This is a genomic window from Tsukamurella ocularis (assembly GCF_024807615.1).
Lineage (GTDB): Bacteria > Actinomycetota > Actinomycetes > Mycobacteriales > Mycobacteriaceae > Tsukamurella > Tsukamurella ocularis.
Map to the genome: position 1 here is coordinate 331130 of NZ_JANUCJ010000001.1, position 24444 is coordinate 355573.

General features: G+C 70.9%; 26 protein-coding genes. 15 read left to right on the forward strand and 11 right to left on the reverse strand.

Annotated elements, in window-relative coordinates:
• Positions 1–17 precede the first annotated feature (17 nt).
• The 6 genes from HNP44_RS01725 to otsB all read left to right on the forward strand — a co-directional run bounded on the left by HNP44_RS01725 (position 18) and on the right by otsB (position 6647).
• Entirely contained in the window at positions 18–1226 is a 1209-nt protein-coding gene (locus tag HNP44_RS01725; protein ID WP_259144163.1) for a PucR family transcriptional regulator, read from the forward strand.
• Between the two features lie 90 nt (positions 1227–1316).
• A complete protein-coding gene (locus HNP44_RS01730) occupies positions 1317–2651 on the forward strand; it encodes a flavin monoamine oxidase family protein (protein ID WP_259144164.1) in 1335 nt (444 codons plus the stop codon).
• 137 nt (positions 2652–2788) lie between these two features.
• Positions 2789–4216 (forward strand): threonine/serine exporter family protein, encoded by a 1428-nt coding sequence (locus HNP44_RS01735; RefSeq protein WP_259144165.1) that lies wholly within the window; start codon positions 2789–2791, stop codon positions 4214–4216.
• Between the two features lie 55 nt (positions 4217–4271).
• Positions 4272–4433: a hypothetical protein gene (locus tag HNP44_RS01740; protein ID WP_170181081.1), complete on the forward strand. Its 162-nt coding sequence runs from the start codon at positions 4272–4274 to the stop codon at positions 4431–4433.
• Positions 4434–4440: 7 nt separating this feature from the next.
• A complete protein-coding gene (locus HNP44_RS01745) occupies positions 4441–5886 on the forward strand; it encodes an alpha,alpha-trehalose-phosphate synthase (UDP-forming) (protein ID WP_259144168.1) in 1446 nt (481 codons plus the stop codon).
• Positions 5883–6647, forward strand: a complete 765-nt coding sequence (gene otsB / locus HNP44_RS01750) for a trehalose-phosphatase (RefSeq protein ID WP_259144170.1) — start codon at positions 5883–5885, stop codon at positions 6645–6647. The genes HNP44_RS01745 and otsB overlap by 4 nt, the downstream gene beginning before the upstream one ends.
• A gap of 136 nt (positions 6648–6783) precedes the next feature.
• On the opposite strand, the gene HNP44_RS01755 is transcribed toward otsB, so the two are convergent.
• The 3 genes from HNP44_RS01755 to HNP44_RS01765 are packed head-to-tail and all read right to left on the reverse strand — an operon-like array spanning position 6784 to position 9852.
• Positions 6784–7629, reverse strand: coding sequence for a transglutaminase-like domain-containing protein (locus tag HNP44_RS01755; protein ID WP_259144171.1), 846 nt, complete (start codon positions 7627–7629; stop codon positions 6784–6786).
• Entirely contained in the window at positions 7596–8771 is a 1176-nt protein-coding gene (locus HNP44_RS01760) for a L,D-transpeptidase (protein WP_259172161.1), read from the reverse strand. The genes HNP44_RS01755 and HNP44_RS01760 overlap by 34 nt, the downstream gene beginning before the upstream one ends.
• Before the next feature lie 19 nt (positions 8772–8790).
• Complete coding sequence (locus HNP44_RS01765) at positions 8791–9852, reverse strand: UDP-N-acetylmuramate dehydrogenase (protein WP_259144173.1); 1062 nt, start codon at positions 9850–9852, stop codon at positions 8791–8793.
• 24 nt (positions 9853–9876) lie between these two features.
• On the opposite strand from HNP44_RS01765, the gene HNP44_RS01770 reads away from it, so the two are divergent.
• The 7 genes from HNP44_RS01770 to HNP44_RS01800 all read left to right on the forward strand — a co-directional run bounded on the left by HNP44_RS01770 (position 9877) and on the right by HNP44_RS01800 (position 15595).
• Entirely contained in the window at positions 9877–10392 is a 516-nt protein-coding gene (locus HNP44_RS01770; protein ID WP_259144174.1) for a DUF2505 domain-containing protein, read from the forward strand.
• A gap of 18 nt (positions 10393–10410) precedes the next feature.
• Positions 10411–10920, forward strand: a complete 510-nt coding sequence (locus HNP44_RS01775) for a DUF2505 domain-containing protein (RefSeq protein ID WP_259144175.1) — start codon at positions 10411–10413, stop codon at positions 10918–10920.
• Positions 10921–10925: 5 nt separating this feature from the next.
• Entirely contained in the window at positions 10926–11693 is a 768-nt protein-coding gene (locus tag HNP44_RS01780) for a class I SAM-dependent methyltransferase (protein ID WP_259144176.1), read from the forward strand.
• 149 nt (positions 11694–11842) lie between these two features.
• Positions 11843–12649: a carbon-nitrogen hydrolase family protein gene (locus HNP44_RS01785; RefSeq protein ID WP_259144273.1), complete on the forward strand. Its 807-nt coding sequence runs from the start codon at positions 11843–11845 to the stop codon at positions 12647–12649.
• A gap of 17 nt (positions 12650–12666) precedes the next feature.
• Positions 12667–13719: an LmeA family phospholipid-binding protein gene (locus HNP44_RS01790; protein ID WP_259144178.1), complete on the forward strand. Its 1053-nt coding sequence runs from the start codon at positions 12667–12669 to the stop codon at positions 13717–13719.
• A gap of 11 nt (positions 13720–13730) precedes the next feature.
• A complete protein-coding gene (locus tag HNP44_RS01795; RefSeq protein ID WP_259144179.1) occupies positions 13731–14300 on the forward strand; it encodes a hypothetical protein in 570 nt (189 codons plus the stop codon).
• Entirely contained in the window at positions 14297–15595 is a 1299-nt protein-coding gene (locus HNP44_RS01800) for a cytochrome P450 (protein WP_259144180.1), read from the forward strand. Before HNP44_RS01795 ends, HNP44_RS01800 begins: the two co-directional genes overlap by 4 nt.
• A 62-nt stretch (positions 15596–15657) precedes the next feature.
• Here the strand turns inward: HNP44_RS01800 and deoC are convergent, their stop codons facing one another.
• The gene (gene deoC, locus HNP44_RS01805) at positions 15658–16362 is read right to left on the reverse strand and encodes a deoxyribose-phosphate aldolase (RefSeq protein WP_259144275.1); all 705 of its coding nucleotides are present in this window, start codon (positions 16360–16362) and stop codon (positions 15658–15660) included.
• A gap of 7 nt (positions 16363–16369) precedes the next feature.
• Here deoC and purU point away from each other — a divergent pair, with 7 nt between their 5' ends.
• Positions 16370–17245, forward strand: a complete 876-nt coding sequence (gene purU, locus HNP44_RS01810) for a formyltetrahydrofolate deformylase (protein ID WP_259144181.1) — start codon at positions 16370–16372, stop codon at positions 17243–17245.
• Between the two features lie 101 nt (positions 17246–17346).
• Here purU and HNP44_RS01815 read toward each other — a convergent pair whose 3' ends face one another.
• The 5 genes from HNP44_RS01815 to HNP44_RS01835 all read right to left on the reverse strand — a co-directional run bounded on the left by HNP44_RS01815 (position 17347) and on the right by HNP44_RS01835 (position 21107).
• On the reverse strand, positions 17347–18393 hold the full coding sequence (locus tag HNP44_RS01815; RefSeq protein ID WP_259144182.1) for an alpha/beta fold hydrolase: 1047 nt from the start codon (positions 18391–18393) through the stop codon (positions 17347–17349).
• Positions 18394–18417: 24 nt separating this feature from the next.
• The gene (locus HNP44_RS01820; protein ID WP_259144183.1) at positions 18418–18717 is read right to left on the reverse strand and encodes a DUF2516 family protein; all 300 of its coding nucleotides are present in this window, start codon (positions 18715–18717) and stop codon (positions 18418–18420) included.
• Positions 18718–18791: 74 nt separating this feature from the next.
• Positions 18792–19421, reverse strand: a complete 630-nt coding sequence (locus tag HNP44_RS01825; RefSeq protein ID WP_259144184.1) for a heparin-binding hemagglutinin — start codon at positions 19419–19421, stop codon at positions 18792–18794.
• Entirely contained in the window at positions 19418–19798 is a 381-nt protein-coding gene (locus tag HNP44_RS01830; protein WP_224651758.1) for a helix-turn-helix domain-containing protein, read from the reverse strand. Before HNP44_RS01830 ends, HNP44_RS01825 begins: the two co-directional genes overlap by 4 nt.
• A gap of 85 nt (positions 19799–19883) precedes the next feature.
• Positions 19884–21107: a DUF445 domain-containing protein gene (locus HNP44_RS01835; protein WP_259144276.1), complete on the reverse strand. Its 1224-nt coding sequence runs from the start codon at positions 21105–21107 to the stop codon at positions 19884–19886.
• 170 nt (positions 21108–21277) lie between these two features.
• Here HNP44_RS01835 and HNP44_RS01840 point away from each other — a divergent pair, with 170 nt between their 5' ends.
• On the forward strand, positions 21278–22132 hold the full coding sequence (locus tag HNP44_RS01840; RefSeq protein WP_259144186.1) for a polyphosphate kinase 2 family protein: 855 nt from the start codon (positions 21278–21280) through the stop codon (positions 22130–22132).
• Between the two features lie 145 nt (positions 22133–22277).
• Here the strand turns inward: HNP44_RS01840 and HNP44_RS01845 are convergent, their stop codons facing one another.
• Together HNP44_RS01845 and HNP44_RS01850 are read right to left on the reverse strand one after the other, a co-directional pair.
• Positions 22278–23507, reverse strand: coding sequence for a low temperature requirement protein A (locus HNP44_RS01845; RefSeq protein ID WP_259144187.1), 1230 nt, complete (start codon positions 23505–23507; stop codon positions 22278–22280).
• An 89-nt stretch (positions 23508–23596) separates the two neighbouring features.
• On the reverse strand, positions 23597–24346 hold the full coding sequence (locus HNP44_RS01850; protein WP_259172162.1) for an SDR family oxidoreductase: 750 nt from the start codon (positions 24344–24346) through the stop codon (positions 23597–23599).
• Positions 24347–24444: the final 98 nt, after the last annotated feature.

Consider the following 24444-nt stretch of genomic DNA (forward strand, 5'->3'; position numbering starts at 1 on the left):
GCGGCTACCATCGAGGCGTGTCGACGATCACAGCACCGTCCGGTGCCACCCCCGCGGAGTTCGCCCGACTGCTGGTGGACGACGTGGAATCGCTCACCGACGAGCTGGTGGAACGGATCCTCGCGGGCGAGCACGCCTACGCCGAGAGCACGCTCATCACCTCCGAGGAGCTGCGCGAGGCTGTGCGCGCGAACCTCGACTCGGTGCTGCGGCAGCTGGGCGGCGACCCCGATGACGACCTGCACGCCGCCCGCGCGACCGGTCGGCTCAAAGCCGAGTACGGCTTCCCCCTGGCCGCCCTGCTGCACGCCTACCGGCTGGCCGGGCGCCTCGTCTGGGACCACATGCGCGCCGCGTGCACCGACCATCCCGAGCTGCTGCCCGACATCGGCGGCGACGTCTGGCGCATCATCGACGACTACTCGACCGCCGCAGCCGAGGAGTACGGACGCGCGGTCGCCGATCGCACCACCCGGCACACCGAACTGCTCCGCGTGGAGCTGCGCGCCCTGCTCGACGGGGTGCTCGAGCCCGGTCGCCTGCACGCCGCGGCGCAGACGCTCCAACTCCCGGCGACCGGAACCTTCCTCGTCGTCTGCGCCGAGGCCGGGGCGCCGGGCACGTCCGCCGGGGCGAGCAGCGCGGGCGAGCCGTACGCCGGAATCGACCGCCGGCTGAGGGACAGACACGTCGCTGCGCACTGGATGTCGGACGTACAAACCCGCATCGGGCTGCTGAGCCTGAGCACCCCGCACGTGCTGCCGCAGGTCCTGGAGCTGCTGCGTACCGAAGCGTGCGGGCGCGTGGGCATCAGCGCACCCTTCGTCGCGCCGCTCGACGCGCGCGACGGGCTGCGCCAGGCGGAGCTCGCGCTGGCCAGCCTGGTGCCCGGCACGGCGACGACCGAGACCTACGGGCAGTCGGCGCTACCGCTCGCGCTCGCGCACTCCCCGGCCGCGGCGCGGGAACTGCGGAACGCGGTGCTCGGCCCCGTGCTCGCGCTGCCGGAGGCCGACCGTGACGCGCTCATCGCCACCGTCCGGGCCTGGTTCGACTGCGGTGGCTCCCTCGTCGCCACCGCGGAGCAACTGCACTACCACCGGAACACGATCAACCACAGGCTCCGCCGGATCGAGCAGCTGACCGGCCGGGATCGTTCCGACCCGCGGGCCGCCGCGGAGTTGTACGCCGCCGTCCTCGCCGACCGGCTGTTCGGGCGGGAGTAACCCGCGAACCGGCCCACAAGGGCCGACTTCTCCCTATAATCAGTCATACGACTGACTTTATTGCGGCGCCCGCCGCGGAACGGAGACACCATGACCGACCAGCCCGAGGCGCACCCCGAGAAGCGCACCGCCGAGGAGCACACCGTCGTCGTGGTCGGGGCGGGCGTCGCGGGCCTGCGCACGGCGCTCGACCTCCACGCCCGCGGCGTCGACGTACTCGTCCTCGAGGCCGCGCCCCGCGTCGGCGGCCGCGTGCTCACCGAGACCACCGCGCTCGGTAGTCATGTCGACCTCGGCGGACAGTGGATCGGCACGGGCCACCACCGGTTCACCGCGCTCGCCGCCGAGTACGGCGCGCGGGTCTACGCCATGGAGACGCCCCGGCTACCGAGGCTCGTCGACGGCCCGCGGACCGTCGGGGTCACGAGCCCCACGTTCCTGCTCGCCGGCGCTGCGCTCGCCGCGTGGGAGGGCCTCGTCCGCCTCGGCGGGCCGCACGTCGGGCGCGACGTCCTCGTCGGAGACCTGCTCCGCCGCGTCCCGGGCCGCGCCCGCCGGCTCCTGCGGGTGGTGTTCGAGATCGCCTCCACCGCCGACCCGGAACGCCTCACGCTCCGCGACTTCGCCGCCACCGTCCGCGCCATGGAGGGCCTGACCACCGCCATGACCACGCGGGGCGGGGCGCAGGACTCCCTCGTGGTCGACGGTGCCGGCTCCCTCGCGGTCCGCATGGCCGAACGGCTCGGGGACCGCGTCCGCACCGAGACCCCCGTGCTCGCGATCCACCGCGACGACGCGGGCGCGACCGTGCACACCGCCACGGGCGCAGTACGTTGCCGCCGCGTCGTCGTCACCGCTCCCCCGCCGATCGCCGCGGCGATCGAGCACTGTCCGGCCCTGCCCGCCGAGCGCGCCCGCGCCGAACGGGGCATGTACATGGGCTCGGTCTACAAGGCGCTCGCCGTGTACGAGCGGCCGTTCTGGCGCGAGCGCGGCCACGCCGAGCTGATCGCGATCGACGACCCGGGCGTGGGCGTCTTCGACACCTCGCCTCCGTCGGCCGACGGCCCTGGGCACCTCTGCCTGCTGGTCGGCGGCACCGACGCCCGCACGCTCGACGACCTGAGCCCGGCGGACCGTCGGGACGCGCTGCTCGGACGCCTCGCCCACCACCTCGGCGACGACGTCCGCGCCCCTGCGGGCTGGCACGAGAAGTCCTGGCACCTGGACGAGTACGTCGGCGGCGGCTACCTCGCCCTCCCCGACCCGGCCGCCGGCGGGATGCCCTTCCCTCTCGATCACGCGCCCGCGGGCACCGTGCACTGGGCCGGGACCGAGACCGCCGGCGAGCACGCCGGGTACATCGAGGGCGCCCTCGAGTCGGGCGAACGGGCGGCCGCGGAGGTGCTCGCCGCGCTGGGCTGAGACGGGCGCGGGCGGCGCGGTTCCGACGCGGATCACAGCTCCGCGAGAAGGGCCGGAGATCGACGTGATCTGGCACAGTAACGAAACGAGGTCCGTGCCACGACACCGACGTGAAACCCCCGAGGAGGAGCCCCACCGTGAAGCCCGCGTTCCGCGATCGCCTCGCGCACGCAGTCCAGGCCCTGACCGGCCGGAACGCCGCCACCGTCGACACCGCCGGGATGCCGGTGCTGACCCCGCTGCAGCCCGTCGACCTCCGCGACAACGAGACCGTCGGCGAGGTCCTCGAAGTCGCGATGAAGGTCGGCGAGGTGCTGCTGGATTCCGGGACGGGCGCCGTCGACACCGAGGCGCAGGTGCGGTACGTCGCCGCGACGTACGGCATCGACGACGTGACCGTGAGCGTCACCTACAACGCGATCACCGTCTCGGTGCAGCGTGGGCGCGGCCTGCCCCCGTCGACCTACATGCGGATGGTGAGCCACCGGTCCCTCGACTACACCCGGCTCTCCCAGGTCGATACCCTGGTGCGGCGCATCGGCCGAGGGCGAATCCGCCCCGATCAGGCACTCGCCGCCCTCGAATCGATCATGACCGCCGGGCACCCGTACCCGCGCGCCGTCGCGACGTTCGGCTGGGCACTCATGGCCGGCGCGCTGACGCTGCTCCTCGGCGGGACACCGCCGCTCGCCGTGGTGGCCTTCGCCACCACCGCGGTCATCTACGCCGTGAACGTCCGGCTGAGCCAGTGGGGCCTCCCCTACTTCTTCCAGCAGGTCGTCGGCGGCTTCCTCGCAACGCTGCCGGCCGCGTTGATCTACCGGCTGTCCGTCGAGTACGGGTGGGACGTGCAGCCGTACCGGGTGATCGTCGCAGGGATCATCGTGCTCATGGCGGGGCTGTCGCTCGTCGGCTCGGTGCAGGACGCGATCACCGGGGCGCCGGTCACGGGCGCGGCCCGGTTCTTCGAGGTCGTGGTATTCACGGGCGGCGTCGTGGCGGGCGTCGGCATGGCCCTGAGCGTCACGGCCCAGCTCGGCGCGACCCTGCCGCCGCTGCAGCAGCAGCCCTTCGACTACGCGCCGCTGCCGATCTTCGTCGCCTCGTCGGGCGTGGCCGCCGCCGCCTTCGCGCTGGCCGGGTACGCGCAACTCCGGGCGCTCACCGCGTCCTTCCTCGCGGGCTGCGCGGGCGCCGGCGTCGCCGGTTCCGTCCTCAACCTGGGACTCGGGCCCATCGTCTCGTCGACGGTGGCCGCCACCGCCGTCGGGCTGGCCGGCGGCCTCCTCGCCCGACGGGCCGTGGTGCCCCCGCTCATCGTCGCCGTCGCGGGCATCACCCCGCTGGTTCCGGGCCTCGCGGTGTACCGCGGCCTGTCGGAGCTGATGGAGGGGCAGACCACGTCCGCGCTGACCAACATGGCGACTGCGTTGACCGTCGGCTGCGCACTGGCGGCGGGCGTCACACTGGGCGAATGGGTGGCCCGCACGCTGCGCCGGCCGCAGCTCCCGCCGACCCTGCGGCCACACATCGGAGGCATCACCTTCCGCCGGGTCCGCGACTGAAACGTTTCGCAGGTAAACTGTTCTTGCTCGTCCATTCCCGAACGAAGGTGCATTCATGCCCCCGAAGACCACGCAGGACATCAGCGAAGACGAACTCGAGCCCGTAGCGGACGAGACCGCTTACCAGGCCCAGCGGGTCGTCGCTGCGTACGCGGAGGACGCCGACGAGTGCCGCATGCTGCTGTCGATGCTGGGCATCGGCCCTAAGGAGGCGTAGCTCACTCATGGCCGCTGCGGCGTTCGGATCATCTGATTTCATCGTCGTGGCGAACCGGCTTCCGGTCGACGTCGAGAAGGCGCCCGACGGGACGCTGACCTGGAAGGAATCGCCCGGCGGGCTCGTGACGGCCCTCAAGCCGATCCTCAGCGCGCGCAACGGCGCGTGGGTCGGCTGGCCCGGTGCGCCGGACGTCGGCGACGGCCCCATCGCGGGCGAGGACATGCTTCTCGTGCCGGTCAAGCTCAGCGCCCAGGAGGTCGAGGAGCACTACGAGGGCTTCTCCAACGGCAGCCTGTGGCCGCTGTACCACGACGTCATCGTCAAGCCCGAGTACCACCGCGAATGGTGGAACACCTATGTCGAGGTCAACCGACGCTTCGCGGAGGAGACCGCCAAGGTCGCGGCTGAGGGAGCCACCGTCTGGGTGCAGGACTACCAGCTGCAGCTGGTGCCCAAGATGCTGCGGATGCTGCGGCCCGACGTGAAAATCGGCTTCTTCCTCCACATCCCGTTCCCGCCCGTCGAGCTGTTCATGCAGATGCCGTGGCGGCGCGAGATCATCGAGGGCATCCTCGGCGCCGATCTCGTCGGCTTCCACCTGCCCGGCGGCGCGCAGAACTTCCTCTACCTCGCAAGCAAGCTGGCCGGCTACGCGACGAGTAAGAACTCGATCGGCGTGCGCTCCAAGTTCGGCGTGGTGACCGTCGGTTTCCGGTCCGTGCGGGTGGGCGCCTTCCCGATCTCGATCGAGTCCGCAGAACTCGCGGCCACCGCGAAGCTGCCCGAGACGCGTCAGCGCGCGCGATCGCTCCGCAAGGAACTCGGCAATCCCGAGAAGATCCTGCTCGGCGTCGACCGACTGGATTACACCAAGGGCATCGACGTGCGGCTGCGCGCGATCGGCGAGCTGTACCGCGAGGGTCGACTCGATCCGGAGCGGCACGTCTTCGTACAGCTCGCGACGCCGTCGCGTGAGCGGGTGGAGTCGTACAAGGTGATGCGCGACGACATCGAGCGGCAGGTCGGCCGCATCAATGGCGACTTCGGCCAGGTCGGCCGGCCCGTGATCCACTACATCCACCGTCCGGTGCCGCGACGCGAGCTGCTGGCCTTCTTCGCGGCCGCCGACGTCATGCTCGTGACCCCGCTGCGCGACGGCATGAACCTGGTGGCCAAGGAGTACATCGCGTGCCGCACGGACTCCACCGGCGCGCTGGTGCTCAGCGAGTTCACCGGCGCCGCCGCCGAACTCCGGCAGGCCTATCAGTGCAACCCGCACGACCTCGAAGGTGTCAAGAACGCCATCGACGAGGCCGTGCACCAGGATCTCGAGGACGGCAAGCGCCGCGTGCGCACCATGCGCCGCCAGGTCCTGCAGTACGACGTCGACCGCTGGGCCCGCTCCTTCCTGCAGACGCTCGCCGGCACCGTCGACGAGACGCCCGCGTGAGCCTGCCCTCCGAGCTGTCGCGGGCGCTGGCGGCGTTCGCCGGGCTGCCGACGGTACTCGTGGCCACGGACTACGACGGGGTCGTCGCGCCGATCGTCGCCGACCCCGCAGCGGCGTTCCCGCTGCCCGGAACCGTCGCCGCGCTGGACGCCCTCGCCGGGCTCCCGGGGGTGACGGTGGCGCTCGTCTCGGGCCGCGACCGCGCGACGCTGGGGCGGCTCTCCGGTGCTTCCCCGTCGCTCGTCACCGTGGGCAGCCACGGGGCCGAGTGGGACGGGGGCTTCGAGGGCGCCCTGACCGCCGACCTGCGGGAGCTCCGGTCGACCGTGTTGTCCGGCCTCACCGCGATCGCCGACCGGTTCCCCGGCGCGGCCGTCGAGCCCAAGCCGCTGGGCGGCGCGCTGCACGTGCGCAACGTCGTGGACCCGTCCGCGGGCCCACTGGCCCTGGAGGAGGCCCGACGGGGCCCCGCCGCTCTGCCCGGCGTGCACGCCACGGACGGCAAGGCGGTCCTGGAGCTGACGGTGCTCGACGCCTCCAAGGGCCGCGCGCTGCAGACGCTCCGCGAGCGTACCGGTGCCGCCGCCGTGCTGTACCTCGGCGACGACGTCACCGACGAGAAGGCTTTCGCCGTGCTCACCGAGGCCGAGGATGTCTCCGTGAAGGTGGGCGACGGTGCCACCGCCGCCCGCTTCCGCGTGGAGGCGCCCGCCGACGCCCGCGCGGTCTTCGAGGAGTTGCTCGCGCTGCGACTGTCCTGACCTTGCGGTGATTCGGTCGCTGTGCGCGTTGGGTTCACCGAAGGTGCCGGAGTATGACTGTGTCGCGGCGGCAGTGATGCATACCGCACATGACGGATCTGCGAAACACCTTGCCCCGCACAGACAAGGTCTCTGCTCAGGCGATGGGGATCAGCGCATGGGGGTCGTCGTAGGGCAGGGGCGCGGCGGACTCGGCGGTCACCGTCAGGTTGTCGAAGCGGATGGCGCCGCCGTGGTTGTCGAGGAAGGCGATGTCGGCGGCGTCGCGGCCGGTGGCGATGCGCACCATCGCGCCGCGCGGGGCGAGCCCGGTCCCGTCCAGCACCCACCACCGGCCATCGACCATCACCTCGGCGACGGCGTGGAAGTCCATCGGGTCGCAGCCGGGCGCGAAGACCGCGCTCATCCGGGCGGGTAGCTTCAGGGCACGGAGCAGCGCGATCGTCAGGTGCGCGTAGTCGCGACAGACGCCGGCGGAGGCGAGCAGGGTGTCGGAGGCACCGTCGCTGGAACGGCTGGCGCCCGGCAGGTAGTCGAGCCGGCTCGCCACGAACTCCCGCACCGCCACAGCACGTTGCGCATCCCCGACGACACCCGCGAACTGCTTCGCGGCGTAGCCGTAAAATCGGTCCACCTCGCAGTAGCGCGAGGGCCGCAGGTACAGCGACCGCAGGTAGGCGTCGACGGGCTCCGGCGCTGCGAACCCCGCGACCTGGGCGTGGTACTCCAGCAGCACGGTCCCGGGCCCGGCGTCGACGCGGTGGATCCGGCCGCCGTGCGGACCGACGACCTCGTGAACCGGCAGCGGCGCACCGTCGAGCGTGACGACGAGGGACTCCTGCACATGCAGGCCCGGCACCTGCGCGACGGTGGCCTGATACTCCAGCGCGGTGGGGGCGAGCACGGTGCACGCCACCCACGCCGACATCCTTCGCGCGCCGGGGATCACTAGTTCTTCGATAGTGCCGACATCGATTGCCACGTCGGCCAGTCTAGGGTCCAGTCGTAGATGTCGCCGTCGGCCGCCGAGAGCTCGATCGACGTGCCCGTGACCTCGACCGGATCGCCGAACAGCGCGCTCTGGAAGTAGCGTTGCGCGTCCTCGAGGGAGAGGTTGATGCAGCCGTTGGTGACGTTCGAGGCGCCCTGGTTCCCAACGGTGTTCGGGTTCGCGTGGATGAATTCGCCGTTGTTGGAGATCCGCACCGCCCAGCGTTCACGCACGTTGAAGTACCCGGCAGCGGGGTTGGACATGGCGAAGTCCTCGTGCTTCTCGCTCACGACGTGGATGCCCGAGCGCGTGACATTGCGCGGCAGATCTCCCTCGCCGTACGAGCAGGGCAGGTCGAGGTAGACCTGTTCGCCGCGCATCACCTGGATCCGGTGCGACGGCGCAGAGGCCTTGACGATCTGCGCCCGCCCGACGACGAAGTTGCTGGTCACGTCGCTGGCGCCGTACTGGCCACCGCCGTGATCGAGACCGTAGAGCTTCGCGTTCATCGCCACCGTGGTGCCCGGCGTGAAGTACTTGCGCGGACGCCAGTGGGCACGGGAGCCGTTGTCCTCGGGCAGCCAGGCCCAGGCGCCCTCGGTGTGCGGGGTCGTGGTGACCTCGAGGGCCCTCTCCACCGCCGCCTTGTCTTCAACGGTGCCTGCGAACTTGAGGATGAGCGGCGCGGCGATCCCGACCTCGGCACCGTCGGCGATGTTGACCTGGACCGACATCGTGGCGTCGGGCGAGACGACGGCGACGGTGCCGTCGAGGCTCGACCAGGTGCCGCCCTCGCCGTCGGCGGCGCCGGACCAGCGGTAGGTGGCGCCGAAACCGAGGGGCTCGGTCGTCGAATAGGTCACACCGTCGGGCGACGCGGCCAGTTCGACCTTTTTGCCCGATTGGGTGTTGATCAGCGCAACGCCCGGGCGGAACGTGCCGCCGCGAACCCGCACGGAGACGGCGTCCCGAGGGCCGATCTTCGTGCCGGCCCCGGGCGAGTACTCGAAGGTCGGGGCATCGGCCCTGGTCTCGCCGATGCCGCCATCGCGGGTGCAGGCGGTCGCGGCGACGGCCACCGTCGCCGCAGCACCGCCGAGGAAGGCGCGCCGACGCACGGGCACGCGAAACATGTCGAACACCGTATGAATTCTACTGGCGCAGCGAGGGGAGCTCCGCACCCACGAGCACCGGCTCGGGCCGCAGCTCGACGCCGAACCGGGCGAACACCCCATCCCGGACCTCGCCCGCAAGGGCGAGCAGTTCCGCCGTCGTGCCCGTGCCGCGGTTGGTCAGCGCGAGGGTGTGCTTGGTCGACAGCGAGACGCCCGCGCGGCCACCGTCGTAGCCCTTGCTGAATCCGGCGCGCTCGATCAGCCAGCCCGCGGAGAGCTTCACCCCGTCAGGCGCGGGGTACTGGGGCGTGCTCTGCCCCGTCACCTCCTCGATGCGCCACACGGTCGCCGCGGCGGTCGCGGCCGGCGCGACGGGGTTGGTGAAGAAGGAGCCGACGCTCCAGGTGTCGTGGTCGGCCGGGTCGAGCACCATGCCCTTGCCGCGGCGCAGGGCCAGGACGTGCTCGCGCGCCAGCGCGGGGTCGACGGTGCCCCCAGGTTCGACACCGAGGACTCGAGCGAGTTCGCCGTACCGGATCGGGGCGGAGGCACCGTCGGACAGGGCGAACCGGACCCGGAGCACGACGTCGGCGGGGCCGGACGTCGCGTCGTGCTGCTTGAGCCGCGACGTGCGGTACCCCAGGCCCAGCGTCTCGGGCGCGACCCACGCGGTCTCGCCGGTGGCGCGGTGGAAGAGCTCGACGGCGTCGAGCCAGGCGGACACCTCGACGCCGTACGCGCCGACGTTCTGCACCGGCGTCGCGCCTGCGGAACCGGGGATGCCGGAGAGGCACTCGAGGCCGCCGAGCCCCGCGGCGACGGACGCGGCGACCACGTCGTCCCAGACCGCGCCCGCGTCGGCGGTGAGCACGGACCCGTCGATCGTGACCGCGTCGTGCGCCAGGTGCACGACGGTCCCGTCGAAACCCGCGTCGGCGACCACGAGGTTGGAGCCGCCGCCGACCAGCAGCACCGGCTCGCCCGCGGCATCGCAGCGCGCGACCGCCTCCGCGACCGCCGCGGCGGAATCGCATCGCAGGTAGGCGCGGGCGGGGCCGCCCAAGCGCAGCGTGGTCAACTCCGATAGCAGTTCAGGCACCCCGCAACGGTAACGTGTCTCCTCATGACCACCCGTCTCGAGCGCTCGCTCGACTACGCCACCAGTCCGGCCGCGCTGCACACCGCGTTCACCGACGATGCGTACTGGCCCGCCCGCGTGGCCGAGGTCGGCGGCGAGGGCGCCCGCGTCGAGGAGCTGTCCATCACCGGCGAGGGCGCCGCACGCTCGGTGCGCGTGCTCGTGGTGCACGTGATCGGCGAGGACAAGCTGCCGCCCGTCGTCACCGCGGTCCGCCCCGGCGGCCTGGAGATCCACCGCGTCGAGGAGTGGGGACCGTTCGACGGCACCCGCTGCGAGGGCCGCTTCTCCGCCGACATCCAGGGCGTCCCCGCGCAGCTGTCCGGCACGGCCGTCCTGGAGGCGGGCCCCGACGGTGCGCGCATCACCGCCGCCGGCGAGGCCAGCGTGTCCATCCCGTTCGTCGCGAAGAAGGTCGAGTCGCTGGTGGTCGAGAACCTGCAGGAGCTCATGGAGAGCGAACGGGAGTTCACCCTGCAGTGGATCGCGGAGCATCCCTGACCGGTAAGGTTTCCCCACATGGCACGACGTCTCAGCTACTCGGCGCGCTTCCCGTTCCCCGCCGATGTCTTCTACAACGCATACTCCACCAAGGAGTACTGGACCGAGAAGATGACCGACTTCCGGAACCTGACCCCGCTGTCGGAGCTCTCCGAGTTCGAGGTCGACGACGAGGGCATCACGGTCGTCCAGAAGCAGAACCTGCCGCACGAGTACCTGCCGCCCCTCGCGCAGGGCGTCGTGAAGAAGGACATGATCATCACGCGCGAGGAGTTCTACGGCGCGTGGGACGGCGAGGGCTCGATCGGCGACTACAAGGCGTCGATTCCCGCGGGCCCCGGCTCGCTCAAGGGTGAGGCCTCACTGTTCAACACCGAGACCGGCTGCACCATGCGCTACACCACGGTGGTGAAGGTCTTCGTGCCGTTCGTGGGCACCAAGCTCGAGCAGCTCATCCTCATCAACCTCGTGGACCTGTTCCGCGCCGAGGCCGAGTACCTCAAGTACTGGGTCGACAAGAACAACTGACCGGCGTGCCCTCCCCCGAGGGTCGGATCACGCGCGGCACGACGGGGCTGAACCGGCTGCGGCGCAGTGATCGCTGGTCGACGCACTCGCCGCTCATCGCCGCGGCGCTGGGCGGGGCGTCGCCGCTGGCCGTCGACGTGGGCTACGGCGCCCGCCCGAACACCACCCTCGAGTGGGCCTCCTGGCTGCGGCGCGTGTCGCCGACGGTGCGCGTGACGGGCCTCGAGATCGACCCCGACCGCGTGGTTCCCGGCCGCGATGGCGTGGAGTTCGCGCGCGGCGGCTTCGAGCTCGCGGGGCTGCGCCCGAACCTGGTGCGCGCCTTCAACGTACTGCGGCAGTACGACGAGTCCGAGGTGACCGCCGCCTGGGCCATGGTCACCTCGCGCCTCGCGCCGGGCGGCGTCTTCGTGGAGGGCACCTGCGATGAACTGGGCCGACGGTGCTGCTGGCTCACCCTCGACGCCTCCGGCCCGCGATCGCTCACGCTGGCCTGGCACCCCGGGTACACCGACCACCCGTCGGACCTGGCCGAGCGGCTGCCGAAGGCGCTGATCCACCACAACGTGCCGGGCGAGAAGATCCACACCCTGCTCACGCTGGCGGATCGCTGCTGGGACGAGGCCGCCGGTTATGCGCCCTACGGCAACCGCATCCGCTGGCGCGCGGCGGCGGTCGCGCTGGCCGAGCGCACCGGCGGCGCCGCCCGCCCGCCCCGTCGCGCGGTCCGCGACAACCTGCTCACCGTCGACTGGTCCTTCGTCGCGCCGTAACCGGCTCACGATGTCGAGTTCTGGAGCGCCGGAGGTGTCCTGACGCACGTCCATGCGCGCAGAAGTCGACATCGCGAGGCAGGAACAGCCCGTCGCGGAGCGGCGACCCGTATCGAGCGCGAGTCAGTAGTGTGGTGCGCATGACATCGCTGACCGTCGCGCTGGCCCAGATCGAGGCCACGACCGACCCGGCGGCCAACGCCGCGCTGGTCGAGGACGGTCTGCGGCGCGCCGCGGAGGCGGGAGCGGCGCTCGCCGTCTTTCCCGAGGCCACGATGTGCCGGTTCGGAGTGCCCCTCGGCCCCGTCGCCGAGCCACCCGACGGGCCGTGGGCGACGCGTGTCGCCGAGGCCGCACAGGCCACCGGCGTGCACGTCGTCGCGGGCATGTTCACCCCCGCCGTCGACGGCCGCGTCCGCAACACACTGCTGTCCGCGGCCCCTGACGGCACGCGCACCGCTTACGACAAGATCCACCTCTTCGACGCCTTCGGCTTCGCCGAATCACGCACCGTCGAGCCCGGCGAGCGGGCCGTCCTTGTGGACATCGCCGGCGTCGCCGTGGGCCTGAGCACCTGCTACGACCTGCGCTTCCCCGCCCTTTACCAGGGGCTTGCCGACGCCGGTGCGCGCGTGATCGTCGCTCCCGCGTCGTGGGGCGACGGCCCCGGCAAGCTCGACGCGTTCACCACGCTCGCCCGTGCGCGGGCGCTGGACTCCACCACCTACGTCGTCGCCGTCGACCAGGCGCGACCGTCCGATCCGGAGCCCGGCTCCGCGCCGCGCGGGGTGGGCGGATCGCTCGCCGTCGGGCCCGACGGCGCCGTGCTCGCCACCGCCGGCGACGGGCCGGAACAGATCGTCGTCGACCTGCCGCTCGCGCGCGTCGACGAGGTGCGGGCCGTGCTGCCCGTGCTCGCCAACCGCAGGGACTTCACCGTCGCCACCCAGGGATGAGGAACAATCTAACGCCGATGGACACGAACCCGAACGCCCCGCAGAATCCCGGCCCCCCGAACGGCCCGCAGGATCCGAACCTGACGCGGCCGATGACCCCGGCCGACCGTCAGGCACCGCAGCAGCCGCAGGCGCCCCAGCAGCAGCCCCAGGCACCGCAGGCTCCGCACGGCCCCGGCCCGCACGACGGCCTGACCCGGCCGATCGAGTCCGCGGCGCGGCCGTCGGGCGCGCACGCGCGGCCGGAGCCCGGCCAGCAGCCGCCCGTACCGCCGGTGCCGCCCACCCAGATCCCGCCCGGCGGACCGTCGGGCGAGGGCGGGCCAGCTAAGCCGGCGAAGCCCGGCAAGCAGCGCTCCACCGGCAAGGTCATCGGCCTGGCGGCCGCGGGCCTCGTCGCGGTGCTCGTGATCGTGCTCGTCGGCTCCGAGCTGTACATCCGCAACCACGTGCAGAACTGCCTCGCGGACAACATCAAGAAGGGCACCAGCGCCACCGACGCCAAGGTCAGCTTCGAGAAGACGCCGATGCTGATCCAGAATGCGAGCGGCAAGATCCCGTCGATCGACATCCAGGTCGACGGCATGCAGGGCACCCCCGGGCTGAACGCGCACCTCCTCCTCAAGGGCGTCGAGCCCAGTGGCGACAACAAGATCGACGAGGCGACGATCGTCGGCACCTTCACCGCCGACGGCATCAAGAACAAGGTCGTCAGTTCGCAGGTCATCTCGGACCCGAAGGTCACGCTGAACACCGCCGCGAACCAGATCGAGATCAGCGGCACCGCCGTGATCCTCCCGGTCACCGTGAACCTCAAGCCCACCATCAAGGACAACAAGGTGGTGCTCACGGCGAGCAAGGCGTCGGTCTTCGGCATCGGGGTCCCGGACGACCTGGCGCAGCAGCTGATCACCGCCGTCGCCGACATCCCGACTCCGAAGGGCCTCACCGCGAGCGACCTGAAGATGACCGACGAGGGCATCTCGCTCCGCTACTCGGGCCAGAACGTCCTCCCGAAGGACATTGAGAGCGGCGCTGACGTCGGCGCCACGAGCTGCTCGGTCGTCTAACGACGATGGCCATGGACGCCCCGGTCGGCCAGGTGGTGCACGTCGTGCGTGAGTTCAGCACGGCACCACCGGCCGCACTGGGGCTGCCCACCCGGCTGACCGTGGCCGCGAAGGCGATCCTGGGCGCCGGCCTGGTGCTCGCGACGCTCGGCGTCGCCGTCCTCGTGCACCAGCTGTGGGCGGCCCACGATCCGCCCGGACTGTGGTTCCAGCTGCTGTTCACCGCCTTTCCCGGGCTCGTCCTGGTCGGGTTCTGGTTCGGCTACCTCTCCTCCTTCGGGGACGCGGCGAAGGAACGGGACGTCGAGCAGCGATGGGCGAAGCTGCGCGGCACGGCCCGGCTCGGCCACGGCACCGTCGACGACCGGCGGGTGCGCACCTCGGACACCGGGGGCGTGACCGCGTTCGTCCTGGAGATCGTCGGCGACGGTGCGCCCTTCTCCGCACAGTGGCGAGCGACCGGCGAGGAGCTGCTCCAACCGCAGGTTCCGGGCGTCGGCTCGCCGGTGCGGGTCTGGCGCACCACGCCCGACGGCCCGCTGCTCGCCGAGGTCCTCGATCCGACGGTGGTGCGGCCGTGAGGGCGCCGCGGCTCGATCTGAAGCTGCGAGTGCGGTGGGCGGTGCTGCACGGGCTGCCGCGCTACGCGCTGCCCCGCCGCGCGGCCCGCGGCGACACCATGGCGGAGATGCTGCTCGGCTACCGCGGCGAGCCCGGCGGCCAGTACGAGCGGCTCGACCGCATCCGCGAGCAGGGCCGGATCATCGGCACCGAAGCGGGCGCGGCGACGGCGGATCACGCGCTGTGCCGGGCCGTGCTGCGCGACCCGCGGTTCGCCACGATCCAACCGAAGGACTTCGGCTTCCCGCGGCCGCTGATCCCCGTCCTCGAGCGGTCCGACCCGCGCCTGCCCAACCCCGTCGAGCCACCGTCGATGCTGGTGACCGAGCCCCCGGCGCACACCGCGTACCGGCACCCCATCGCGCGGACCTTCACCCCCAAGGCCATCGCGACCCTCACCGATCGCGCGCGGACAGTCAGCGGGGAGCTCCTCGACGAGCTCGCCGCGGCGCCCCGCCCCGACCTCGTGACCGGCTACGCCGCGCGGCTACCGGTCACGATGATCGGGCGGCTGCTGGGGCTGCCGGAGGCCGACGACGAGTACATGCTCGAGTGGGGCGAGGCCGCCGCGCCGTTGCTGGACCCCGGCCTCGACTGGCCCGTCTACCGGCGCGCGCAGCACGCGCTCCGCGGCCTCGACGAGTACCTCACCGAGCACTTCGCGCGGGTTCGCGCGAACCCCGCCGCGGACGACCCCTTCGCGCTCCTCGCAGCGTCGGGCGAGCTCACCGACCAGGAGCTGGTGACGAACGCGGCGCTGCTCATCGGCGCCGGTTTCGAGACCACGGTGAACCTCATCGGCAACGGCGTCGTCGCGCTGCTGGAGCACCCCGCGCAGCTGGAGCGGCTGCGCACCGAGCCCGAGCTATGGCCGAACGCCGTCGAGGAGATCCTGCGCTATTCCAGCCCCGTCCAGCGCACCGCGCGCGTCGCCCGGGAGGCCGGCGAGATCGAGGGATTCTCCTTCGCCGAGGGCACCGTGATCTCCCTGCTGCTGGCCGGCGCGAACCGCGACCCCGCCGTCTTCGACCGGCCGCACGAGTTCGACATCGCGCGACCCGAGGCCAAGAAGAACGTCGCCTTCGGCTACGGCATCCACGCCTGCATCGGCGCGGCGCTGGCCCGGATGGAGGGCATCGTCGCCCTGTCCGCCCTGTTCGAGCGGTACCCGGGCCTCGCGCTCGACGGGCCCGGCACGCACCGCGGGCTCTCCACGCTGTACGGCTGGGCATCGCTGCCCGCGAAACTCGCCTAGCCCGACGGGGCCGTCCTCGTCCGACGGGACCGGGCGGTACCGTCGGGCAGGGGGCGCGAGCGCTACTCCGGGAAGCCGGCGAGCACCGCGCGGCTGCCGGAGAGGCCGAGGCGGCTGGCGCCGGCGTCGATCATCTCCTGGGCGGCCTCGGCGGAGCGGATGCCGCCCGAGGCCTTGACGCCCACGTCGGGCCCGACGGCCGCGCGCATGAGCGCCACCGCCTCCGCGGACGCGCCGCCCGACGGGTGGAAGCCGGTGGAGGTCTTGACGAAGGTGGCGCCGCCCTTGACGGACCGCTTGCACACCTCGGTGAGCAGGTCGGCGTCGCCGAACTCGAGTAGCGCCGCGGACTCGACGATCACCTTGAGCACGGGGTCGGCGCCGATGGCCTCGCGGACGGTGAGCACGTCGGAGAAGACGCGGTCCAGCTGACCGGCCAGCGCGAGCCCGACGTCGATCACCATGTCGACCTCGTGCGCGCCCTCCTCGATCGCCATCCGCGCCTCGGCGGCCTTGATCAGGGTGTGGTGCTTACCGGAGGGGAAGCCCGCGACGACGCAGACCTTGGGCGCGCGGCGATCAGCCTCGAGCGCGTCGATCGCGGCACGCAGCGGCAGCATCGACGGGGAGAGGCAGACGGCGTAGACGCCCAGGTCCAGCCCCTCCGCGTAGGCCGCAGCGGCGGCGGCCTCCGTGGCCTCGGGCTTGAGCAGCGTGTGATCGACCAGGGCGGCGACTTCGGAGCGTGTGAGCACGTCTGAGACGATACCGGGCGTGACCCGCGATACCCGCTATGTGCTCACGCTCGGCTGCCCGGACACCACCGGCATCGTCGCGCGCATCTCGACCTTCCTCGCCGACGTGGGCGGGTGGATCGTCGAGGCGGGGTACCACTCCGACGCCGACTCCGGCTGGTTCTTCACCCGCCAGGCCGTGCGCGCGGACAGCGTCGCGATCCCGCTCGACGAGCTGCGAGCGCAATTCGAGGCCGAGGTCGTCGCCGAACTGGGCCCCGAGACCGAGTGGCGGCTGACCTCCAGCGCGGAGCGCAAGGACATCGTCGTGCTGGTCAGCAAGGAGGGGCACTGCCTGCACGACCTCGTCGGCCGAGTGGCGACGGGCGAGCTGAACGCGCGGATCGCCGCGGTGATCGGCAATCACGAGGACCTGCGCGACTTCGTGGAGCGGCTCGACATCCCCTTCCACCATGTGCCCTTCCCGGGTGTGGGCGAGGACAAGTCGGCGGCGTTCGCCGAGGTCGCGCGCCTGACCGACGCGCTGGCCCCGGACGCCGTGGTGTTGGCGCGGTTCATGCAGGTGCTGCCCGCGGACCTGTGCGCGGCGTGGGCCGGGCGGGCGATCAACATCCACCACAGCTTCCTGCCGAGCTTCATCGGCGCGCGCCCGTACCACCAGGCCTTCGCGCGCGGCGTGAAACTGATCGGCGCGACCTGCCACTACGTGACGGCAGACCTCGACGCGGGCCCGATCATCGAGCAGGACGTCGCGCGCGTGGACCACGCCGACGCCGCGACCGACATGGTGCTCCGCGGCCGCGATATCGAGAAGGTCGTGCTGGCCCGCGGCCTGCGCTGGCACCTCGAGAACCGGGTGCTGGTGCACGGCCGCAAGACCGTCGTCTTCTCCTGACCCGCTCCCCGGCGATTGAACGATGTTTTGGAGAGTCCGACCTGAGGTCTTCCTCTCCAGAACGTCGTTCAATTCCCGACGGGGTGTTACCCGACGGGGTGTTACTGCGGCGCCCCGGAGGGGACGCCGTCGAGGATGGAGTCCAGGAGGGCGTTGAACTTCTCCGGCTGTTCCAGCGGCAGCATGTGGCCGGAGTCGCGGATCACGGCGAAGCGGTCCAGCTTCCCGGCGACGCGGAGCTCGCCGGCGATGATGTCGGCGTCCGCGGGCGGGGTGAGGTGGTCGAACTGGCCGACCGCGACCGACGTGGGGATCGTGATCTTGCGCAGCCCGGCGGTGACGTCGACATTCGCGAGCACGTGGCCCCACTCGGCGCGCACGTCCGCCGGACACGAGGCGACCATGTCCTCGGTGTACTTGACGGCCCCGTAGGAGGCGTAGCCGCACAGCGCGGTGTACCGGATCACGGCCGTGTGCGCGCGGTTGTGCCGAACCTTGACGTTCGCACCGAGGATCCCGTCGCCCACCTTCTGCGTGAACCGCGGCGCAACGCGCGGGAGCGCGGCCAGCGGGGTGGCGCCGGCGAAGCCGGCGACGGCGTCGCGGGCGTAGGTGGAGGCAAGCACCGCATGATGGGCGCGCTCGGCGACCTCGTCGGTGTACTTGTCGGCCCACGCCATGATGGTGATCGCACCCATACTGTGCCCGACGAGCAGCGCCTTCTTCCCCGCCGGCACGTGGGCGGCGAGGACGGCGTGCAGGTCGTCGGCGAGGACGCCGGCGGAGAACGCGAAGGCTCCCGCCTCGGACTCACCGTGGCCGCGCTGGTCGTAGGCCACGACGCGATAGCCACGGCCGACGAGGCGCTCGACCTGCCGCGGGAAGTTGGCCAGGTTGCAGGTCCAGCCGTGGACGAGCACGGCGATCGGACCGTCGGCCGGACCCCACACCCTGGTGTGCAGGCGGGTGCCATCGCCGGAGACGACGACGCCGTCCTCGTGCGGGCCGTCGTAGTCCTCGATCAGCTTGGCGTTCGCCGGCTCCGCCGGGGAGGACAGCGCGTAGGCGGCGACGCTCGCGGCGATGACGGCGGCACCGGCACCGAGGGCACCCGCAGCGCCGACGACGAGCTTCCTGGAGATCTTCATACGAGCAACCTTACTAACTAATACTCAATAGCGCGGGCGGCGGATCTCGTCGAGCTTCGGCTTCACGTCCAGGAGGTACACCAGGATGCCGATCGCGCCGACAACGGTGCCCATGTAGTTGAGGCCGGCCAGCACGAGCACTTCGCATGCGACCAGTGTGATCAACCAGTAGTTCTTCTGCCACTTCCCCGCGGCGGTGAAGGCGTCGGCCGGGGCGCGCAGGGCGTGGATGAGACAGAAGGCGCCCGTCGCCAGCAGAGCGACCGTGACCAGGAGCGAGGCGAGCAGGCTGAGAGTGCCGAATCCGTAGAGGAGGACGTCCATGACACCAGCCTAAAGGTCGGGCGCCCGACGGCAGTGCCGCCGGGCGCCCGGGGTGGAGCTTTCAGTGACGCGGATTACGCGTCGGTCTTCTTCGCGGCGGCCTTGGGGGCGGCCTTCTTGACCGCGGTGGCGGCCTTCGCGGTGGTCTCCTCGACGGCGGCCTCGGCCTTGTCGGCGGCGGCCTCGACGCCGTCGCCCGCGCGGCCGACCAGCTTGGCAGCGCGCTCGCCGACCTGCTTGGTGGCGGTGGCGACCTGGCCCAGCGAGGACTCGGTCAGCTCGACGGCCGAGTTGTAAGCCTTGGTGGCCTGCTCGGTGGCGTCCTCGATCACGGAGCCGGACTTGATCCGCTCGAAGGCGGTCTCGCCGCGCTCGGCGAGCGAGTCGTAGATGTCGGTGGCGACCTGGATGTAGGCGGCGGCGACCTTGCGGAGCTCGTCGGCGGTGAACTTGGCGCGCAGCTCGTCGACGTCCTTGGGCAGGCCGTCCTTGGCCTCGGTCAGCTTGGTCTGCGCGGAGCCGGCGGCCTCCTCGACCTTGGCCTGAGCCTCCTCGACCTTGGTCTGGAAGTCCTTGGACGCGTCGGTCGCGGCGGCGCGCAGCTTCTCGACGACCTCGGAGACGGCCTCGTAGGCGTAGTCACCGGCGCCGAGGGCCGCGAACAGGGGGGTCTTGAGGTCGTCGAGGGTGTTCTGCTCGGTCATGGGGTGATCTCCTTCAATGCAGTCTCGTTCTCGCGGCGGAAGCTCTCGTAGATCTCGAGAAGTGCCTGCTTCTGCCGTTCGGTGATGGTCGTGTCCGCGATCAGCGCGTCGCGCACCGGGGATTCCGGACGCTCCTCGAGGATCCCGGCCTGTACGTAGAGCACCTCCGCCGAGAGCCGCAGCGCTTTGGCGATCTGCCCGAGCACGTCGGCCGACGGTCGTCGGAGCCCCCGCTCGATCTGGCTGAGATACGGGTTGGAAACCCCCGCCCTCTCGGCCAGCTGCCGGATGGACACCTCCGCCGCAAGACGTTGCGACCGAATGAACGCTCCGATGTCAGATCCCGAATTCTCTACGGTCTCTTCGTCGCTCGACATTTCCGGTCTCCCGTCTGCGCGGCTGACACCACGCTAACAGCTAGTGCTAGCTCTTGCAAGCAGTTTGCTAGCAGGGTGATTTCAATCAGAAGAAGATCTGGGTGATCGAGTAGATCACCAGGCCCGCGATGGAGCCCACGACGGTGCCATTGATCCGGATGAACTGCAGGTCACGCCCCACGGCGAGCTCGATCTTGTCGGAGGCCTCGTCGGCGTCCCAGCGCGCGACGGTGTCCGTGATGATCGATGTGATCTGGCTCGCATAGTTCTCGACGAGGTGCCGCACCGAACGGTCGACCCAGAAGTCAACCTTGTCGCGCAGCCCCTGATCGTCGCGCAGCCGGACGCCGAACCGGGCGGCCGACTCGCTGAACTTCTCCCGCAGCGTGGAGTCGGGGTCCTCGACGGACGCCTCGATCATCCGCTTCGCGGCTCGCCACGCCGCCTGCGCCGCGGTGCGCACCTCCTCGCGACCCATCAGCTCGGCCTTGACGTCCTCGACCTTGGCGATGGTGCGCGGATCGTGCTGCAGGTCCGAGGCGAAGTCCCACAGGAACGTGCTCATGGCCTGCCGCACCTCGTGGTCGGGGTCGCTGCGCACCTTCCACGTGAACTCGACGAGCTCGCGGTAGATCCGCTCGCCCAGCAGAGAGTTGACGAACTTGGGCGACCACTGCGGACCGTCGGTGTCGACGATCTTGTCGATCACGCCCTGGCTTCCCAGGGCCCAGTGGTGGGCGCGCTCGGCGAGCAGGTTGATCAGCGGCAGCTGGCGCTGCTCCTGCAGCAGCGTCTCCACCAGGCGCCCGATGGGCGGGCCCCACTCCGGCTCGGCCAGCCGCTTGATGATCGTCGAGTTGAGCACCGCCTCGGCATCCTCGTCACGCAGCACCTCGCTCATCACCTTGACCAGCTTGGCCGCCTCGCCGCCCAGCTTCTGCGAGTTGTCCGGGTCGGCCATCCAGTTCGCCACACGGCCGCTCAGGTCGAGCGAGCCGACCTTCTCCGCGATCACCTCCGGCGTGAGGAAGTTGCTCTCCACGAAGCCGCCGAGGGCGTCGCCCAGCTGGTCCTTCTTGCGCTTGATGATCGCGGTGTGCGGGATCGGCAGGCCCAGGGGATGCCGGAACAGCGCGGTCACGGCGAACCAGTCCGCCAAGCCGCCGACCATGCCGGCCTCGGCGGCTGCCTTGACGTAGCCGACCCACGTGCCGGCGATCGGGAGGTTCGCGCCCTTCGTGTCCAGGTACTCGCAGAACAGGTAGACGATCGCCGCGCCGATGAGGAAGGAGAGGGCGAGCGCCTTCATCTTGCGCAGGTCGCGCTTCTTCTGGTCATCGGGCGTGCCGCCGAACGGACTCGCCGGAACGCGGGACGTCGAACTCGTCCCGGACGACTGCGGGGTTCCCGCGGGAGATGACACCGTCACGAGTCGATCTTGCCCGAAGATCGGGGCCACGCGCCGGATAGGGTGACTCCATGGCGAACGACAACGGTTGGTCCGGTTCCGCGTCCGCAGCTCTGCGCTGGCAGCCGGGGTCCACGGTCCAAGACATCGACACCTCCGGCAAGCCGGGGTTCGACGGCGACAAGGCGCTCGGCGAGCAACTGCTCGCGGAGCGCGGCGCCCGGCTCTCGGAGCTCCAGGAGCTGCTCTACGCCAACGGCCGCGCGGGCGACCACCGCTCCGTCTTGCTGGTGCTGCAGGGCATGGACACCGCCGGCAAGGGCGGCATCGTCCGGCACGTGATCGGCATGGTCGACCCGCAGGGCGTGAAGACCGCGTCCTTCGGCAAGCCGACCGAGGAGGAGCTCGCGCACGACTTCCTCTGGCGCATCCACAAGCAGACCCCGAAGGGCGGCCAGATCGGCGTCTTCGACCGCTCGCACTACGAGGACGTGCTGGTCGTCCGCGTGCACGACCTGGTGCCGCCGGCCGTCTGGGAGCCGCGCTACGACATCATCAACGACTTCGAGGAGGACCTCATCGCCGCGGGCACGACGATCGTCAAGTGCGCGATGTTCGTCTCGCTCGACGAGCAGAAGAAGCGGCTGGCGGAGCGGCTGGACCGCCCCGACAAGTACTGGAAGTACAACCCCGCCGACATCGACGAGCGCGGCTACTGGCCCAAGTACCAGGAGGCCTACCAGGCGATGCTCGACCGCACCAGCGTCGACGGTGCGCCCTGGCACGTCATCCCCGCCGACCGGAAGTGGTTCAGCCGGCTCGCGATCACCGAGCTACTCATCGAGGCCCTGGAGACCCTGAACCTCGACTGGCCGCCCGCCGACTTCGACGTCGAGCACGAGAAGGCGCGCCTCGAGAAGGCCTGACCGCTCCGCCCCGTCGGGTCCGACGGTGCCGGGCCGCCCAGGTCCGACCCCGTCGACGCTCCCTAGCGGGGCGTGCAGCACCATGGCGAGTCGTGCACTCCCCATGTCCATGGACGTAGGGAGTGCGCCACCCCTCTAGGGAGCGCTATGCCAGGCGCTCGGCCCGGCGCTTGCCGGACCACAGCTCCTCGACGACGACCTGCACCAGCAGGGCGATGGCGCTCCACACGAGTGCGGCCAGCGGCGTGGCCCCGGCGACGACGGCCGCGACGCCGGCACCGAGCAGGGCCAGGGTGATGCCGACGGTGACGGCGCGGTGGCCGTCGAACCCGCACAGGTAGGCGTCCATGATCTCGATCCCGAGGACGGCGACGGCGAGCGGCAGGATGAACGCGGAGGCGACCACCACGTTGCTCACGTGCGCCTCGTGCGAGATGCCCAGCGCTTCGACGTGCAGCCCTGCACCGAAGGCGGCGATCGCCATGAAGATGACGATGTGCCCGTAGCCCCAGGCGAAGCACTTGTTCGGAGTTCGGACCAGCGCGTGCCCGACGGGGATCGAGAAGTAGATCCACCAGATCGAGAGGTTCAGCACCATCGCCGAGACGCCGAGCACGGCGATGTCGAGGCTCCAGCCCTGCGCCTTGAGCAGCGCCTGCAGCGCAACAACGGTGCCGACCACGCCCTCGCCGAGCGTGATGATGGTGAGCAGCCCGTAGCGCTCGGCGATGTGGTGCGGGTTCCACGGGGTGCGCTGCCGCAGCTCCGCAACGACCGGTCCGCCGAGTTCCACCGCGAACAGGATCAGGCCGAAGACGATGAACTGGGTCAGCGTCAGCGGGGCGAAGGCGCTGAACACCCAGCCGATCTGCGCGACCGTGATCGCGATGATGTAGGTGACCGCGGCGGAGCGGTACCGCGGCGAGGAGAACGCCACGCGGGTCCATTGCGCGAGCAGTGCCACGCGCATCACCACGTAGCCGATGACGAGCACCGTGTTGTTCGGCTGTACGCCGGCGGTGACCGAGGTGAAGAAGGGCTCGACGCCGAGGGCCATGATGCAGACGCCGATCATCTGCAGCATGGTCACGGCGCGGAAGAGCCAGTCGTCGGTGTCGAAGGCCGAGGCCATCCAGGTGAAGTTGATCCACGCCCAGACCGCCGCGAAGGCGCACAACCCGAAGCCGAGGAAGGCCGTGAAGTAGTGCGCCTCCGCGATCGCGTCCGCCAGCTGCACCCCGGCGAGGGAGAAGACCACCACGAAGGTGAGGTCGAAGAACAACTCCAGCGTGGTGGCCGTGCGGCCCTCCTCGTGAGGGTCGCGCCCCGCCATCCGGGTCAAGCGGCGGCGCACCGCCGACGGTCCATCGGTCACTGAGGTCTCCTCCTCGTCGCCCACGTGTTCGTGATCGCACGAAACGTCGATCATCGTAAGGCCGGGTGGACCGCCGGCGCGCGCCGATGTCAGCGCGTGGTGTAGCCACCGTTCGCGAACAGCGTCTGGCCGGTAATCCAGTGGCCGTCGGTGGCGAGGAAATCGACGATCGGCGCGATGTCCTCGATGAAGGTGAGGCGGTTGCCCATGCCCTGCGACTTGTGGAACTCGACGCGCTCGGGCGTCTCCTGGCCGTAGAAGAAGGGCGTGTCCATCGGGCCGGGCGCGATGGCGTTGACGCTGATCCCGCGGACGCCGAACTCCTTGGCCGCGGCGCGGTTGAAGTGCTCCACGGGCGACTTGCCGCCCGCGTAGGTCGAGTAGCCGTCGGTGAAGGCGCCCAGCAGCGCGGTGACGATGGTGATGAGCGCCCCGTCGTCGTTCAGCGTGCGGCCGGCCTCCTTGATGAAGAAGTAGGCCGCCTTCGCATTGATGTCCAGCATCGAGTCGTACTCCTCCTCGCTGGTCTCGAGGATCGGCTTGCGGAGCACCTTGCCGACGGTGTTCACGGCCACGTCCACGCCGCCGAACTCGGCGACGGCCGCGTCGAACAGCTCGGTGACCTTGGCGGGCGCGGTGAGGTCGCCCTGGAAGAGCAGCGCCTTGCCACCGGCGGCCTCGACGGCGGCCGCGGTCTCGCGCGCCTCCGTCTCCGACGACGGGCTGTTGTAGTGCACGACCACGTTCGCGCCCAGTCCGGCGAGCTGGCGGCTGACCAGGCCACCGAGGTTCTTGCCGCCGCCTGCCACGACCGCGGTCTTCCCTGCGAGCTTCGTCATGGATGTCTCTCCTTCGTCGGGGTTGATGACACGTTTGCAATACCCAACGTACGAGCCCGATCGTCAACTCACAATCGAATCTTTCCGGACTATTCACC